Genomic DNA, 15,965 nt, shown 5'->3' on the forward strand with positions numbered 1-15,965 from the left:
TGAGGTATTGTGGTTCGGTGGTTACTTGATGTTGTAGGTGAAGCCCAGGCTGAAGGAGGTGCCGTACTTGCGGTTGATGGCGATGGCGTCCTTCGAGGTTTGGAAGCTTTTGCTGTTATCGAGGTCGTGGTAGAAGTAGGCGCGGCGGTTGAGGGCATCCGACACGTTCAGCTTCACTTCCGCCTTGTTGTTCAGCAGCTTCTTGGCCAGCTGCAGGTCCAGCACGGGGCGGGGATTTTCCCAGATGGCGGGGATCTGGTCGTTGCCCACGTAAATGATCCGGCGGCCGATCTGGTTGAACAGCAGGGTGGTATTGAGGCCCGCTTTCTGGATATCGTATTGCAGCGCCAGGTTGACCACGTAGGGCGACTGTCCCTGCATGGGGCGGTCGATATTGAACTCTTCGTCCTGCACTTTATTGAAGATGTAGGAGAGGTTGCCCGACAGGGTGAAGCGTTCCAGCGAAGGGGTGAAATCCAGCTTCTTGCGGCCTTCCACTTCCAGGCCGAAGCCCGTGGCCCTTGCGGCGTTCACGTAGTTGAAGGTATTGCTGGTGCCGGCGCCCGACTGGTTGAAATACAGCTCGATGGGATTTTTGAACCGCTTGTAGAACACACCGGCGGTAAACATTTCACCGGCCCGGGGATAGAGCTCGTAGCGCAGGTCGGCATTGGTGACCTTGGTGCGCTGCAGGTTGGGGTTGCCCAGTACGGTGGCGCCCAGTTCGAAGTCGAAGAAGGCAAAGCTGGCCAGTTCGCGCAGCTCGGGGCGGATCACGGTTTGCGAACCCGACAGGCGTACGTTGGTGTGGTCGTTTACTTTCAGCGTCAGGTTCACGCCGGGCAGTACGTCCAGCACCGAGTTGTGCACATGGCGGTCGTCCTTGGTGTGCATGCTGCCCACTACCTGGTCAAAGTGTTCCAGGCGGGCGCCCCACACCAGGCGGATGGCTTCGCTGAACTGGTTGTCGAACTGCAGGTAACCGGCATTCAGGATGGTGTTGGCCATGTAGCGGAAACGGTTGCTGGTCAGCTCGCCGAACTTGAACTTGTAGTCGTCGCTGGCATCGAAATTTTCGGGGCTGAAGATGGTGCTTTCGTCCTGTGTCAGCATACCCAGGTTGGAGGCGTCGCTTTTGTACAGGTAGGCCGCAAACGGACGGGAGTCGAACAGGCGGTCCCGCACCTGCAGGGCATATCCGGCCTTGATGGTTTGCTTATAGCCAAAGGCATTTACCGTACCCGACAGGTCGGCGCCGCCATTGTAGATATAGTCGTTCAGGTTGGAGAAAAAGCGGCTGCCGGATTTTTGGGAAATGTTATCCGAGGTCAGCAGGATGTAGGGGGCGTTCTGTACGCCGATCGCCTGGTTGTACTGGATCCGGCGCTGGTCGGGGGTGTACTGGTCCAGGATGGTAAAGCCGCCGTACCACTTGGCCCGCAGCCGGCCGGCAGCGAAGCTGTGCTCGCCGATCAGCTGTGAGTTGTTATAGATAGTGGAGCGGAAACCCAGCTCGCGGGCCCGGACGTTTTCGGGCTGGTCGGGTCCCCTTTCGTAGTCGCGGCCGGTACGCAGGGTGGCGTAATCCGAAGCGTTGACGTTGAACAGGTTCTTGATGCTGATCTTGTGGTTGTTGGCCAGCTGGATGCTCAGGTTGCCGAGGGCGCCCCAGAGCACGTCCTGGGCATAGCGGTTGTTCTGGTAGCGGAAGCTGGAGTCGGCCTTGCCGTCGTTGATGTTGTAGAAGGAGTTTTGAAAATCCACGTTGCGGTTGCTGCGGCTGTAGGTCAGGGCCAGCACGCCGCCGGCTTTCTTGCCCAATACGCGGGTATTGAAGCCGCCGTTCACCTGGAAGGAGGTATTCACAGGAGCGTTGCCCCCCTCGGCGGACCATACATTCTGAAGGCTGTTGCCATAAGCGATGCGGTCCGCTACCGTGGTGTTCTGGCTGTTGAACTGGCCTTTCAGGGGAAAGGAGGAAGGCAGGCCGCGGGAACCGTCGTCAAAGCCCAGCCAGTCGTACTTGCCGCCCTTGTAGCGGTAAAAGTCCTTGCCCATGGTCTGAGTGTTGCCGCCGATGCCGGCCTGTACCTGGAAAAAGCCCTTGGCCGGGATATCCTTGGTATTTACCTGCACCAGGCCGCCGGCCCATTCGCCGGGCAGCTCGGGCACGAACGCCTTGTTGATGATGATGTTGTCGATCACCGCAGCGGGGAAGAGGTCGAAGGAAAAGGTCTTGCGGTCGGCTTCGGTGCTGGTGAGCAGGATGCCGTTCAGCATGGCCTGGTTGTAGCGGTCCGAAAGGCCCCGTACGATCAGGTATTTGCCGTCCTGGACGCTGGTGCCCGGTACGCGCTTCAGCACTTCGCCGGTGCTGCGGTCGGGGGAGCGGCGAATGAGTTCGGCCGATACCACCTGGGCCACCGTATTGGTATTTTTCTGGAATTGTATCAGGGAGTTTACCGATTCGCGGCGGGCAGAGCGGGCGGCGGTAACGGTAACCGCGGACAGGTCCCTGGCCGCAACGGATAAGGTAATATTTAAAACATTGGAGGCGCCGGAGGCCACTTCGGTTTCGCTTATTTTCTTGACCGCATAACCCACGGCGGAGAACGTAAGCTCGTATTTTTTACCGGGCGTCAGGGACAACGTGTAGTTTCCGTCAACATCGGTGGTGGTTCCTGCGCCGCCGGCACTGACGGACACGCCGGTCAGCGGCTCGTTTTTATCATTAACTACTTTACCGGTCAGCCTTATGTTCTGGGCCATCACGGTTAAGGAACCAATGAGAAAGAGCAGGAGTGTAAAAGAACGGGTAAACATCAGCTTGTTATTTCCACAAAGGAACTCTGATGGTGTTACGATAACGTTACTCGAAGTTTAAGGAAAGATGAAGGGAATGTTAGGGAAATGTTACGGGCACGGGAAAAACACACCGGAATACCCCAATGCCCTTATTTCCTTGTATAGAGAGCTACCAACCTCAGCGTTCGTGGGCAATAAATAAAGAAGCCTCCGTTTCCCGGGTCACAGTATTGGCAAGACTTTGGTGGAAAAAGCGCGAAACGACGCCCCGCCCGTAAGCGCCCATGACCACCAGCGAACGGGGGGCCTCTTCCTCCAGGCAATGCACCAGCTCACGGGCCACGGGGCCGCTGGGGGTACAGGTTTCCAACCGGCCGAAATGCAGCGGCAGCCAGTCCCGGATATAAGGCTCATTCTTTACAGGACCGTTGCCCCCTTCCTGCACCGACAGCAGGCAGGTGGGCAGGGAACACCATTCGGGAAACAGGTAACTGAACATCTTTATCGCATACATGCTGGAAGGGCTGCCGTCATAGGCCAGGAACACCCGCTGCACTTCCCCGGCATTCGGGGCCACCAGGTAAACCGGGCAATGCGCCTCCACCAGTAAATCCTTTAAAGGAAAGTCGTCCCGCCCGTCCCGGGCATCCGCCATGACCAGGTCGGAATACACGCTCTGGAGCACCAGGTGTTCCAGGGAGGTTTCCTCGTACTGGTCGCAGATGCAGGAAACACCGGCCGCGGTGCATTCATCGCGGAATACGCGTATATTGGCGGCAATCAGCCGCTCCGTATCGATTGCCTCGCTTTCTGCGGTCAGCCCGGAGCCGGTCAGCGCCAGGTCGTTGGGAAAGGGGTAATCGACGTCCGTTTCCCCGCAATTCAGGAACACGCCATGCAGCAGCGCATCTCCTGCCCGGGCCGCCTGAACGGCCGCGGCGATCACGTGCCGCGGCGGCAGGGTGCCATTCAGAACTACCGTTATCTTTTTCACGCTATATATAATTAATAACGAGCAATTTATCGAATAGAAGCGATGCCCGCTTGGGCTGAGATTTTGAATTAATAATTTGGTAATACACTTTATACCCTTGCAGCCTGGCAATGAAAATATCTTGCACTGCAAATACAATCCGGTACCTGAAAACCACCAAGCAAAAGCAGCGGGAAGTGTTCCGGCTGCTGCAACAGGATCCGATTAAATTAACCACAATGAATATCTTATCTGGAATTAAACAGCTCTTTACTGTGGGCGTTGCGGCTGCGTCTATGTCCCTCCTGGCCTGCAACGGCTCCGAAAGTAACCCCAAAAGCATGGCCGGTGAGGCCTCCGGCGATAAAAGCACCCTGCTGGGCGCCGGCAGCACCTTTATCTACCCGCTGTTTTCCAAGCTTTTTTCAGAATACAACAAGTCTACGGGCCTGCGGGTCAACTACCAATCCATCGGTTCCGGCGGCGGCATCCTGCAGCTGACCAATAAAACGGTGGACTTCGGGGCTTCCGATGCGCCGCTGAACGAAGAACAGACCCAAAAAATGGAAGTGCCCGTGCTGCACGTGCCCATGTGCGCCGGCGCCGTAGTCCTGAGCTACAACCTGCCCGAACTGAAAGATACCATCAAACTGACGCCCGACCTGCTGGCCGACATCTACCTGGGATTGGTAAAAAAATGGAACGATGCGCCGGTAGCGGCCGTGAACCCCGGCGTACAGCTGCCCAATATGCCCATCGTGATCGCCCACCGTTCCGACGGCAGCGGCACCACCAACATCTTTACCACCTACCTGACCAAGGTAAGCCCCGCCTGGGAAAAGAAAGTAGGCAAGGGTTCTTCGGTGAACTGGCCTGCCGGGCTGGGCGGAAAGGGGAATGAAGGCGTGGCCGGACTGGTCAAGCAAACCCCCGGCGCCATCGGCTATATCGAGCTGGCCTACGCCATGCAGAACAAAATGGCCTATGCCAAGATCCGGAACAAGAGCGGCAACTTCATCACGCCTTCGGTAGCCTCTACCAGCGCTGCCGGCAACATCCAGCTGCCTGCCGACGCCAAGGTGTCGCTGACCAATACCGATGCCGCCGACGGCTACCCGATCAGCGGGTTTACCTGGGCGCTGCTGTATAAAGAACAGAAGTACAACAACCGCGACGCCGAAAAAGCCACCAGCCTGGTGAAGCTGCTGTGGTGGAACATCCACGAAGGGCAACAGTACTGCGAAAGCCTGCACTATGCACCCCTTTCCCCTGCTGCCGTTACCGTAGCGGAAACCATCCTGAAGTCGGCCACCTACGACGGAAAGACCATCTTACAACAATAAGGATCTATGAATAACAATCCTACAGCACTTATCTCCGACGGTCAATCCGGGGATAAGTGCTTTGCACATAACGCAACCACTATTCCCGTGAAAAAAGTAAAATTCTCCCAGGGCACCGTCCGCATGGAGAAAGTGTTCCAGCGAACGCTGATCCTTACCGCCCTGGTGCTGGTGGTACTGGTGACCGGCCTGTTCCTGACACTGGTGGTGCAGTCGATCCCCTCGCTGAAACACCTGGGAATCAGTTACCTCTGGGGCAAGACCTGGGACCCGGTCAGCGATGTTTACGGCGCTTATCCCTTCCTGTTAGGCACGCTGCTGACCTCCTTCCTGGCCCTGTTCATCTCCCTCCCCTTTTCCTTTGCCATCGCCGTTTACCTGGGCGAATACAACACCAAGGGCTGGCTTTCCAACACGCTGAAAAACATTGTCGAACTCATTGCCGCCGTTCCCTCGGTAATTTACGGATTCTGGGCGCTGGTGGTGCTGGTGCCGATCGTACGCAACCTCGAAACCAAAATGGGCGTCACCCCTTACGGCATCGGCATCTTCACCGCTTCGCTGGTACTGGCCATCATGATCATTCCGTATGCCGCCTCCCTGGGCCGCGAGATGATCCGCATGGTGCCCTCCAGCCTCAAGGAAGGCGCTTATTCGCTGGGCGCCACCCGCTACGAGGTGATCCGGCACGTGTCGGTGCCCTACACCCGGTCGGGCCTTTTTGCCGGCATCCTGCTGTCGCTGGGCAGGGCCCTGGGGGAAACCATGGCCGTGACCATGGTCATCGGCAACACCAGCATCATCCCCGACAGCATCTTCGCCCCCGGCAATACCATGGCCAGCGTCATCGCCAACGAATTTACCGAAGCCGACCGCACCATTTACCTCTCCGCCCTCATCGAGCTGGGCCTCGTCCTCTTCCTGGTAACGGTGGTGATCAACATCATCGGCAAACGGATCATCAAACGCTTTACAACCGAATAGTTATGGAAGCAAAATTAAAATACCGCATTGCCAAGAGCAACCTGTTCAAAGGGCTGATCCTCTTTTTTGCTTTCCTGATCACCCTGCCCCTGGTCTTCATCCTGTTCTTCGTGATCCGGGAAGGCATTACGAAGGTCAACTGGGACTTTATCGTGAACCTGCCCAAACCGGTGGGCGAAAGCGGCGGCGGCATCGCCAACGCGCTTTTGGGCAGCCTGATCATCATTACCGCGGCGGCCCTTATAGCTATTCCTTTGGGCATCTTCTGCGGCATTTACCTGAGCGAGAACCGCAATACGAAGCTCGCCTACTGGAGCGGGCTGGCGGTGGACATCCTGCAGGGTGTTCCCTCCATCGTGGTGGGGATCGTCATTTACTTCTGGCTGGTAAAACCCCTGGGCACCTTTTCGGCCCTGTCGGGGAGCGTGGCCCTGGCCATCATGATGCTGCCCATCGTCATCCGCTCCACCGAAGAAACCCTCAAGCTGCTGCCCTCGACCCTCAAGGAAGCCGGCCTGGCGCTGGGACTGCCCTATCACAAGGTGATTTTGAAGGTGATCGTTCCCTGCGGCATGAGCGGCATCCTGTCGGGCGCCATGCTGGGGGTGGCCCGCATTGCCGGCGAAACCGCTCCCCTGCTGTTCACCGCCTTCGGCAACCCTTACCTGACCGCCAACATCACCAAGCCGATGCAAAGCCTGCCCCTGCTGATCTTCAACTACGCCACCTCGCCCTACGACGAATGGCACAACCTGGCCTGGGGCGCTTCGCTGATCTTACTGGTCTGGATCTTAATCTTAAACATCTCAACAAAGCTGATCTCCAAAAAATGGAACGTCCAATTATAAGCTGCACGGATTTCAACGCCTACTTCGGCGGCAACCACGTGGTTAAGAACGTGGATATTGAAATTCCGAAAAACAACGTCATCGCCGTCATGGGTCCTTCGGGCTGCGGCAAAACCACCTTCCTGCGCTGCATCAACCGCATGCACGAACTCATTCCCGGCGCCACCAGCGCGGGCAAGATGTTCCTCAACGAAGACGACGTCTACGGCATGCACCCCATCTTCGTACGCCTGAAGATCGGCATGGTGTTCCAGCGCCCCAACCCCTTCCCCAACCTCAGTATCTACGACAACGTGATCGCCGGCTATAAGCTGAACGGCATGAAGCTGCCCAAGGCCGACAAGGACCGCATCGTGGAGGAGTCGCTCACCAAGGCCGCCCTGTGGAACGAGGTGAAGGACTCCCTGCACAAAAAAGGCACCTTCCTTTCCGGCGGCCAGCAACAGCGCCTGTGCATTGCCCGCGCCATTGCCATGGAGCCCGAAGTGCTGCTGCTCGACGAGCCCACCTCGGCCCTCGACCCCATTTCCACCGCCGGCATCGAGAACCTGCTGTACGAGCTGAAACAGAACTATACGCTGATCATCGTTACCCACAACATGCAGCAGGCGGCCCGCGTCAGCGACAAGACGGCCTTCTTTTACATGGGCGAGCTGGTGGAGTACGAATCCACCAAATCCATGTTCACCAATCCCAAGGACAGCCGGACGCAGAACTATATTACAGGCAGGTTCAGCTAACTTCAAGTTCCTGAGTTCCTGAGTTACTTTCCGGAAAATTGACTAATGACTAATGACTATTGACCTATGATCATCGACCCATCACCACTGAAGCAAAAAACACACAGTATGTCGCATTTAGAATCAGATATAAAAGCGGTCCGGGAAGGCATCCTCCTGATGTGGGACCTGGTATTATCGCAGCTGCAAAAGTCGCTGTCGTCCCTGCTGAATTTCGATAAGGACCTGGCCCGCGAAGTGGTGTTCATGGAGAAAAGGGTGAATGCCACCGAAATACAGATCGACTGGGATTGCGAAAATGTATTCGCCCTGTTCTCGCCCGTAGCCATCGACCTGCGGTTCCTGCTGGCGATCCTCAAGATCAACTCCAACCTGGAACGTACCGGCGACATCGCGGAGGCCGTGGCCAAGTTCGTGATCAATGCCGACCAGCCCTTTGCCCAGGACCTGCTGGATAAAACGCAGGTGATCGAAATGTTCGACGCCGGTATCCGGATGCTGGAAGAAACCAAAGGCGCCTTCCAGGCCGAGAATACCGCCCTGGCCCGGGGCATCTTCGCCAAGGACGAAACCCTGGACAAGATCAACCGCAGCGCCAACGAGAACGTCATCGATTATTTGAAGGTCCATCCCGAAGATATCGACCAGGCGCTCTACGCCCTCTCCATCATCCGCAAGCTGGAACGCATCGGCGACCAGGCCAAGAATATTGCGGAAGAAATTATCTTTTATGTGGAAGCCAAAGTGATCAAACATTCCCATAAAAAGTAGGCAACGGCCGCCTGCAGCCCCAATGCCCGGTACTCTTTTTAATTAATTATTGGAAACTTAATAATTACTTAAAATAGGGAACCGGGCATTAAAATTTAAGGCAGGTACCTTTGATCTATCATTAAATTATCATGAAAAAATTGTTAATCGGCCTGGTGCTTTGTTCGCTCGGGGCTTACGGACAAACAGACACTGCCACCAACGCAGCCCCGCAGACCATCGTCCCTGCAGAACAAAAAACCTTCCTCCAACCCGCCGCGGAGGACGGCAAGCCCAAGCCCAAAAAGTGGTATGAGAATATTTCCGTGAGGGGCTATGTACAGGTGCGCTACAACCGCCTGCTGGAAACCAACCCCAAATTAAAATGTGACCAGTGCGACCGCTCCATAGGTGAGAACGGCGGCCTGTTCATCCGCCGCGCCCGCATCATCTTCTTCGGCCAGATCCACGAGCGCGTGTACTTCTATATCCAGCCCGACTTCGCCAGCAATGCCTCCTCCACTGCCCTGAACTTCGCCCAGATCCGCGACGCCTATATCGACCTGGGTATCGATAAAAAGAATGAATTCCGCCTGCGCCTGGGGCAAAGCAAGATTCCCTTCGGTTTCGAGAACATGCAGTCCAGTCAGAACCGCCTGCCCCTCGACCGTAACGACGCCCTGAACAGCGCCTTCTCTAATGAACGCGACATCGCCGGCTTTTTCTATTGGGCGCCCGACAAGATCCGCAAGCGCTTTTCCTCACTGGTCAGCGAAGGCCTCAAAGGCTCCGGCGATTACGGCGTGTTCGGCTTCGGCGTCTTCAACGGCCAAACCGCCAACAAACCCGAGCAAAACAACAACCTGCACGTGGTGGCCCGCCTGACCTATCCCTTCGAGGTCGGCTCGCAGATCATCGAACCTTCGATCCAGGCCTATAAAGGACGCTATGTAGTGACCAGCGACCAGATGACCTCGGGCGTAAAAATCCAGGACGGCGGCAGCTACCGCGACGAACGGGTGGCCGGCTCCCTGGTGCTGTATCCCAAGCCTTTCGGCATCCAGGCCGAGTACAATTTTGGCCGCGGTCCCCAGTTCAATAAATACACCGGCACCATCGAAACCCGCAACCTGAAGGGCGGCTATGCCACCTTCAACTACCTGCTGCAGGCCAACAAGCAATTTATTTATCCCTTTGTACGCCTCCAATACTACGATGGCGGCAAAAAGCACGAGACCGACGCCCGGAGCTACAAAGTGAAGGAATGCGAGTTCGGCGTTGAATGGCAACCCTTCAGGGCCTTCGAGCTGGTGGCCCAATACACCATCTCCGACCGGACGTTCGAGGATTTCAGCAAGATGAACAACCGGCAGAAAGGACAACTGCTGCGCCTGCAGGCCCAGCTGAACTTTTAATAGGACAGTAACGCAATCAACAAAAAAGGCCGGCCGTTCCGGCCTTTTTTGTTGCCCCTGCCGGGCCCGCCGGGAGCCCCAAGCCCGCCAGGGACGCAGAGGTGCATAGGAACCGTTTATCATATGCGGTGCGAATATTGCCTAATTATTAAGGCTATATTAACTAATCATTAATTTTAGCCCCGGTTCCGGTCCTGCGACCGCTTCCACTTAATTTCGCACATATTTTAAACAAGACTCTATGGCAAGCTCATTTATGAAATTTTTCATGCCGAAGGACAAAGTTTTTTATAATTTGTTCGAGCAGGCAGCTACCAACGGGGCACTGATGGCCGAAAAGCTGTCCGCCCTTGTAAAAGAACCCGATCGGAACGTGCGGGCTACCTTAACCCAGCCCATTGAAGACCTGGAGCATGCCAATGATGAGCTGACCCACAAAATCTTTACCGAACTGGGCCGCAACTTCATTACCCCCTTCGACCGCGAAGACATCCACCTGCTGGCTACCGCCCTCGACGATATCGCCGACTACATCTACTCCTGCGCCAAGAAGATCAAGCTGTACCACGTCGACATCAAGGACGAAGCCATCCACAAGCTGACCGACCTGGTATGCCAGGCCACCAAGGAAGTACGTAAAGCGGTGATGGAGCTGCGCGACATGAAGAATATGCGCAATATCACCGACGCCCTGGTAAAGATCAACAGCCTCGAGAACCAGGCCGACGACATCAGCGACATCTATATCGAACGCCTGTTCAGCATGGAAATGGATGCCCGCGAGATCCTGAAAAAACGCGAAATGTACCAGGTGCTCGAAGACGTTACCGACAAATGCGAAGACGCCGCCAATGTAATTGAAAGCATCATTGTAAAATACGCCTGATGCAGCAGGCATCCGGGTCCATTGGAAAAAAAATGGCAGCATAAACCCGCCAGCAACCCGGGCTGCCCTCTTTTATTAAAATTTTCATCTATCTTTTCGCACAGGTCTATTTTTACACTTGTACTTTATAGTTATGACATTTCTTGTTGTTATCATAGCACTGGCATTGATCTTCGATTATATTAACGGCTTTCATGATGCCGCCAACTCCATTGCCACGGTCGTCTCGACCAAGGTGCTTACGCCTTTCCAGGCGGTTCTCTGGGCAGCACTGTTCAACTTTGCTGCTTTTTTTATTTTTAAGGACCACGGCGTGGCCAACACCATCGCCAAAACGGTCAAGGAAGACTGGATCACCCTGCCCGTGGTGTTTTCGGGCCTTATTGCCGCCATTGCCTGGAACCTGTTTACCTGGTGGTTCGGCATCCCCTCCTCTTCCTCGCATACCCTCATCGGCGGCTTTGCAGGCGCGGCCATTGCGCACGGCGGCTTCGGGGCCATCAACTCCGAACCGGTGATCAAAACCGCTTCCTTTATCCTGCTGGCGCCCCTGGTGGGCATGCTCATGGCCTTTATCATTTCCATCTGGTTCATTTACTCGTTCCGCAAAACCATGGGTCCACGGATACTGTCTATGGCGATCATCGCAGCAGTGCTCTATGCGCTGTATGCCAACCTGGAGACCGACGCCACCAAAATCCAGTCGCATTACGAATCGTATGTCTGGAAAGTGGTGTTCTTTTCCAAAAACTTTAAATGGATCCTGCTGGCCTTTATCGTTACCATCATGGCCGTCTTTACCTTCTGGCTCAATACGCTGAATGCGGCGGCAGGCACGGCCTGGTTCAAACGCCTGCAACTGGTGTCCTCGGCGGCCTTCAGCATCGGCCACGGCGGCAACGACGCCCAAAAGGTGATGGGGATCATCATGGCCGCCCTGGCCGCCTACGACCCGGCCCATTACAGCATCGACCATATGGTATTCTGGGTACCGCTGGCCTGTTATTCGGCCATCAGTCTCGGTACGCTCAGCGGTGGCTGGAAGATCATCAAGACCATGGGCACCCGCATTACCAAGGTAACGCCCTTCGAAGGGGTGGCCGCCGAAACGGCCGGGGCCATCACCCTGTTTGTGACCGAGTCGCTTAAAATCCCGGTAAGTACCACCCATACCATCACCGGCTCCATCATGGGCGTGGGCGCCACCAAGCGCCTGTCGGCCGTACGCTGGGGGGTCACCATCAACCTGCTGTGGGCCTGGATCCTGACCATCCCGGTGAGCGCGCTGCTGGCCGCCATTGTGTACTATGTATTCCACTTTTTCGAATAAATCTTGGTGATATTTCCGAGTTTTGGCCTATAAACAGAACCAATGGCAAAAATCTTAGTTACGGGTGGTTGCGGCTACATCGGCTCCCACACCCTGGTTGACCTTATTGAAAGCGGGTACGACGTCATCTGCGTGGATAACAACGTGCGCTCCAATCCCGGCATCTTAAAAGGGATTGAAGAGATCACCGGCAAGCCCGTAAAGCACTACAAGGTCGACCTGTGCAGCTACGATGATACTTTTGCCATTTTCCAGGAAAACGAAGACATCGCCGGCATCATCCATTTCGCCGCCTATAAAGCGGTGGGCGAATCGGTGGAAAAGCCCCTGATGTATTTCGAGAACAACCTCGTTTCGCTGATCAACCTGCTGAAATGCGTGCAGGAGTTCCATACGCCCTGGTTTGTGTTTTCCTCGTCCTGCACCGTTTACGGCAACCCCGACGAGACCATGGTGACCGAGGAAACCTCCCCCAAGCCGGCGGAGTCGCCCTACGGCTTCACCAAGCAGATGGGCGAGCAGATCCTCAACGAGTTCCGCAAAAGCACCGGCACCCAATGCATCCTGCTGCGCTATTTCAACCCGGTAGGCGCCCACCCCTCGGCCCTGATCGGCGAGCTGCCGGTAGGACGCCCCCAGAACCTGGTGCCGGCCATTACCCAGACCGCCATCGGCAAGCTGCCCAAGATGATGGTGTGGGGCAACGACTACCCTACCCGCGACGGCAGCTGCCTGCGCGACTATATCCATGTATGCGACATCGCCCACGCCCACACCCTGGCCATCAAATACCTGCAGGAAGGCCGGAACAGCTCGAGCTGCGAGGTGTTCAACCTGGGTACCGGCAACGGCGTAACGGTACTGGAAGCCATCAACACCTTTGAAAAGGTGAGCGGCCAGAAGCTCAATTACGAGATCGGCCCCCGCCGCCCGGGCGACGTAGTGGCCATCTACGCCAATAACGACAAGGCAAAGCAAAACCTGGGCTGGGACCCACAGCTGTCCCTCGACGACATGATGTCGACCGCCTGGAAATGGGAAGTACGGCTGAAAGAGGACGAGAAGCTTTTTGACCCCAGCAAATCCCAATTTAATTGAGGAATTCGTTAATTGGTTAATTAGGGTATTAGGAATACCCTCCGACAGAAATACATTCTAAAAAATAGGGAAGTCACCATGCTTCCCTATTTTTTTAGGGGCCTCCAGCCGAATACCCCAATACCCAATTAACCAATTAACCAATATCCCAATTAACCAATTCCCACGCAGGGCGTTATCTTTACGCAGGAGGAATATTCATGGCATTAGCGGACCGCTCAGATACCGAATTGTTGATCCAGTTCCGGAACCCGGAAACCAAAGAAGGGGCATTTACCACTATTATCAAAAAATACCAGGAAAAGCTGTACTGGCACATCCGCCGCATGGTCGTGGACCACGACGATGCCAACGATGTGCTGCAAAACGTTTTCATCCGGGTATGGAACGGCTTGCAGAATTTCCGGGAAGACGCCCAGCTCTACACTTGGCTGTACCGGATCGCCACCAACGAAAGCCTGACCTTTTTGGAAGGACAGAAAAAGCGCTCGGCCGTGTCGCTCAGCGACGTGGAAACCGGGCTAAGCAATAAAATCAAGGCCGACAAAGGTTTTGACGCCAACAAACTGGAATGGAAACTGCAGTTGGCGATACAGCAGCTACCTGAAAAACAGCGCATTGTATTCAACCTCAGGTACTACGACGAGATGCCGTATGAGCAGATGAGCCGGGTGCTGGAAACCAGCGAAGGCGCCCTGAAAGCCAGCTACCATCATGCGGCCAAGAAAATTGAGGATTACATCCTTAATCATTAATTTTTTTTTGATTATTAAACTTTCAGACCCCCTCCGGGTCTTAATGGTCGATAATGAAAAACAGGAATGACATACGGAACGAACTGAAAGAACTGAACAGCAACCTTCCCCCAGAAGTCCCCCGGACCTACACGGTCCCGGAAGGGTATTTTGATGGGCTGGCCGACTCGGTGCTTTTAAGAATCCGGGAGCAGCAGGCGGCCACCGGCGGCGCAGAGCAAGAAGCCCCCCCGTTGCTGGCAGGCATTTCGCGCAACCCTGCGTTTTCGGTTCCTGAAGGCTATTTCGACGGACTGGCCGCTTCCATCCTTTCCAAGGTACGGGAGCCGCAACAGCAGCCAAATGAGGTGACCGAAGAATTGCAGGCGCTCTCCCCGCTCCTGGCCGGGATCTCCCGCCAGACACCTTATTCGGTGCCCGCAAATTATTTTGAACAATCCCTGGACGGACTTTCCTCCCTGGTGCAGGAAGAGCAACTGTCCCCCCTATTGCAACAGGGGGCCCGGTTGACGCCCTACCAGGCGCCGGAAGGATATTTTGAGCAATTCCCCGCAACGGTACTGGCGAAGGTGACCGCTACCGGCGGCAGCGGCGGCCGGCTGGTGTCCATGCGGCTGGGGAAATGGATGCGGTATGCGGCGGCAGCCGTGGTAACCGGGGCGATCGCGTTGGGGGGCCTGCTGCTTTTCAATAAGGACAATAAATCCACCGCCGACCTGGTAAGCCACCCGCAGCAATGGATCGCCAACAAATTGAAAAACGTTACCAACCAGGACCTGGAAGAATTTATCCAACAGGCCGACGCAAAGACCCTCACGGGACAGGAAACCGCTTCCGGAAAGGCCCAGAACGATGTGCGCCGGCAGTTGTCCAACGTACCGGACAACGAGCTGGATGCCTTTTTAAACCAGGTGCCTTCCGACAACGAAGACCTATCCATCATTAATTAACAAGCTTTATATGAAGAGACTTTTATACCTGCTTTCCTTTTTCCTTCTTTTGTCCACTGCCACCCTGGCCCAGGGCGGCCACGATGCAGGCGGAGAAAAGATCCGGGAACTTATGACCGAATCCATACAAAAGCGCTTAGGCCTGTCGCGGGCCGAAGCCGAACGCTTTGGACCGGTTTTCCTGAATTATGTAAAGGACCAACGCAAGATCGCAAGGGATTTCAGCGGCGACCGGCTGGTGCTGCAGCAAAAGATCGTGGAGCTGCGCTTACAGTACCGCGACCAGTTTCGTCCGATCATCGGCGAAAAGCGTAGTAATGACGTTTTTACGTATGAACGGGACTTTGTAGACGAAGTGAAAAAGGTAAGACAGGAGCGGATGCAAAATAAAAATGACCGATTTAATAAAAGAATTGAAAGCATATTGCAGTAAATACGGCAATATGCACTATATTTGACCTTGGTGTTTTTCATAGGTTAGCAACGGCCGGCTCTTTCAAGAGCGGGCCTTCTTTTTTTTATAGGTGGTGTGTCGGTTAACTATTGAGGGCCAATATAATCCCGAAAAACACCCAGGTCGTTCTATATGTATTTTCTTCTATCGCAGATCGGTCATTCTCTTTTCAAATTATTTTGCTCTCTCTTTTTACCAATAACCGCTCCAAAAGCTCTTCAGGAGGTGCTCTCTTTTCCCTTTTAGAAATTTTTAACAAAATCCCGCGCAACCTTCAGCTGGTATAATAACAAAGAAGCCGCCGCTTTATTGGACAGCTTCACCAGCTTTAAGGTCCGCCTGATTTTTCCCGGCCTTACTGCTATCAGGTAGATGCCCGGCTGATAATCGCCACTGATCCGGATAAGGCCGTTTGGGGCTACATCGGTCCTTCCTTCCACCCGCTCAGGCTGATGAACCGGCTGCTCTGGTGCATCAGCTTCTTGATATCGTCTATGGCTTCCAGACGGCAGGGCACAAAAAAAAGGACCGGCCTTCCGGCCGGTCCTATAATCATGATAGAGGACATCCTGTTATTAATTGCCTTGCTTCAGCAGCTTCAGCGACACTCTTTCACTTCCCTGCACCACTTCGG

Annotated in this window: 15 protein-coding genes; 12 read left to right on the plus strand and 3 right to left on the minus strand. The window is 55.0% G+C overall.

Features of this window, described 5'->3' with window-relative positions:
• Positions 1–21: 21 nt before the first annotated feature.
• Positions 22–2,823, minus strand: a complete 2,802-nt coding sequence (locus tag V9K67_RS12585; protein WP_336722938.1) for a TonB-dependent receptor — start codon at positions 2,821–2,823, stop codon at positions 22–24.
• 160 nt (positions 2,824–2,983) lie between these two features.
• Complete coding sequence (locus V9K67_RS12590; RefSeq protein ID WP_336722940.1) at positions 2,984–3,799, minus strand: universal stress protein; 816 nt, start codon at positions 3,797–3,799, stop codon at positions 2,984–2,986.
• 218 nt (positions 3,800–4,017) lie between these two features.
• Between V9K67_RS12590 and pstS the strand changes: the two genes are divergently transcribed.
• The 12 genes from pstS (at position 4,018) to V9K67_RS12650 (ending at position 15,310) form a co-directional block, all read left to right on the plus strand.
• Complete coding sequence (gene pstS, locus V9K67_RS12595) at positions 4,018–5,121, plus strand: phosphate ABC transporter substrate-binding protein PstS (protein WP_336722942.1); 1,104 nt, start codon at positions 4,018–4,020, stop codon at positions 5,119–5,121.
• An 87-nt stretch (positions 5,122–5,208) separates the two neighbouring features.
• Positions 5,209–6,105, plus strand: coding sequence for a phosphate ABC transporter permease subunit PstC (pstC, locus tag V9K67_RS12600; RefSeq protein ID WP_336722943.1), 897 nt, complete (start codon positions 5,209–5,211; stop codon positions 6,103–6,105).
• Positions 6,106–6,107: 2 nt separating this feature from the next.
• Positions 6,108–6,953, plus strand: a complete 846-nt coding sequence (gene pstA / locus V9K67_RS12605) for a phosphate ABC transporter permease PstA (RefSeq protein WP_336722944.1) — start codon at positions 6,108–6,110, stop codon at positions 6,951–6,953.
• Positions 6,935–7,693 (plus strand): phosphate ABC transporter ATP-binding protein PstB, encoded by a 759-nt coding sequence (gene pstB, locus V9K67_RS12610; RefSeq protein WP_336722946.1) that lies wholly within the window; start codon positions 6,935–6,937, stop codon positions 7,691–7,693. The genes pstA and pstB overlap by 19 nt, the downstream gene beginning before the upstream one ends.
• A 108-nt stretch (positions 7,694–7,801) precedes the next feature.
• Positions 7,802–8,464, plus strand: a complete 663-nt coding sequence (gene phoU / locus V9K67_RS12615) for a phosphate signaling complex protein PhoU (protein WP_336722948.1) — start codon at positions 7,802–7,804, stop codon at positions 8,462–8,464.
• A gap of 131 nt (positions 8,465–8,595) precedes the next feature.
• A complete protein-coding gene (locus V9K67_RS12620; RefSeq protein WP_336722949.1) occupies positions 8,596–9,858 on the plus strand; it encodes a porin in 1,263 nt (420 codons plus the stop codon).
• 241 nt (positions 9,859–10,099) lie between these two features.
• The gene (locus tag V9K67_RS12625) at positions 10,100–10,744 is read left to right on the plus strand and encodes a DUF47 domain-containing protein (RefSeq protein ID WP_336722952.1); all 645 of its coding nucleotides are present in this window, start codon (positions 10,100–10,102) and stop codon (positions 10,742–10,744) included.
• 133 nt (positions 10,745–10,877) lie between these two features.
• Complete coding sequence (locus V9K67_RS12630; RefSeq protein ID WP_336722955.1) at positions 10,878–12,074, plus strand: inorganic phosphate transporter; 1,197 nt, start codon at positions 10,878–10,880, stop codon at positions 12,072–12,074.
• A 42-nt stretch (positions 12,075–12,116) separates the two neighbouring features.
• Positions 12,117–13,172, plus strand: a complete 1,056-nt coding sequence (gene galE / locus V9K67_RS12635) for a UDP-glucose 4-epimerase GalE (RefSeq protein ID WP_336722958.1) — start codon at positions 12,117–12,119, stop codon at positions 13,170–13,172.
• Between the two features lie 200 nt (positions 13,173–13,372).
• Positions 13,373–13,927 carry an RNA polymerase sigma factor gene (locus tag V9K67_RS12640; protein WP_336722961.1) on the plus strand — a complete coding sequence of 185 codons (555 nt, stop codon included), beginning with the start codon at positions 13,373–13,375 and terminating at the stop codon, positions 13,925–13,927.
• 53 nt (positions 13,928–13,980) lie between these two features.
• A complete protein-coding gene (locus V9K67_RS12645; RefSeq protein WP_336722963.1) occupies positions 13,981–14,877 on the plus strand; it encodes a hypothetical protein in 897 nt (298 codons plus the stop codon).
• A gap of 10 nt (positions 14,878–14,887) precedes the next feature.
• The gene (locus V9K67_RS12650) at positions 14,888–15,310 is read left to right on the plus strand and encodes a hypothetical protein (protein ID WP_336722964.1); all 423 of its coding nucleotides are present in this window, start codon (positions 14,888–14,890) and stop codon (positions 15,308–15,310) included.
• 439 nt (positions 15,311–15,749) lie between these two features.
• Here V9K67_RS12650 and V9K67_RS12655 read toward each other — a convergent pair whose 3' ends face one another.
• Positions 15,750–15,887: a hypothetical protein gene (locus V9K67_RS12655; protein ID WP_336722965.1), complete on the minus strand. Its 138-nt coding sequence runs from the start codon at positions 15,885–15,887 to the stop codon at positions 15,750–15,752.
• Positions 15,888–15,965: the final 78 nt, after the last annotated feature.

The sequence above is a fragment of the Huijunlia imazamoxiresistens genome (assembly GCF_037132455.1).
Classification (GTDB): domain Bacteria; phylum Bacteroidota; class Bacteroidia; order Chitinophagales; family Chitinophagaceae; genus Flavisolibacter; species Flavisolibacter imazamoxiresistens.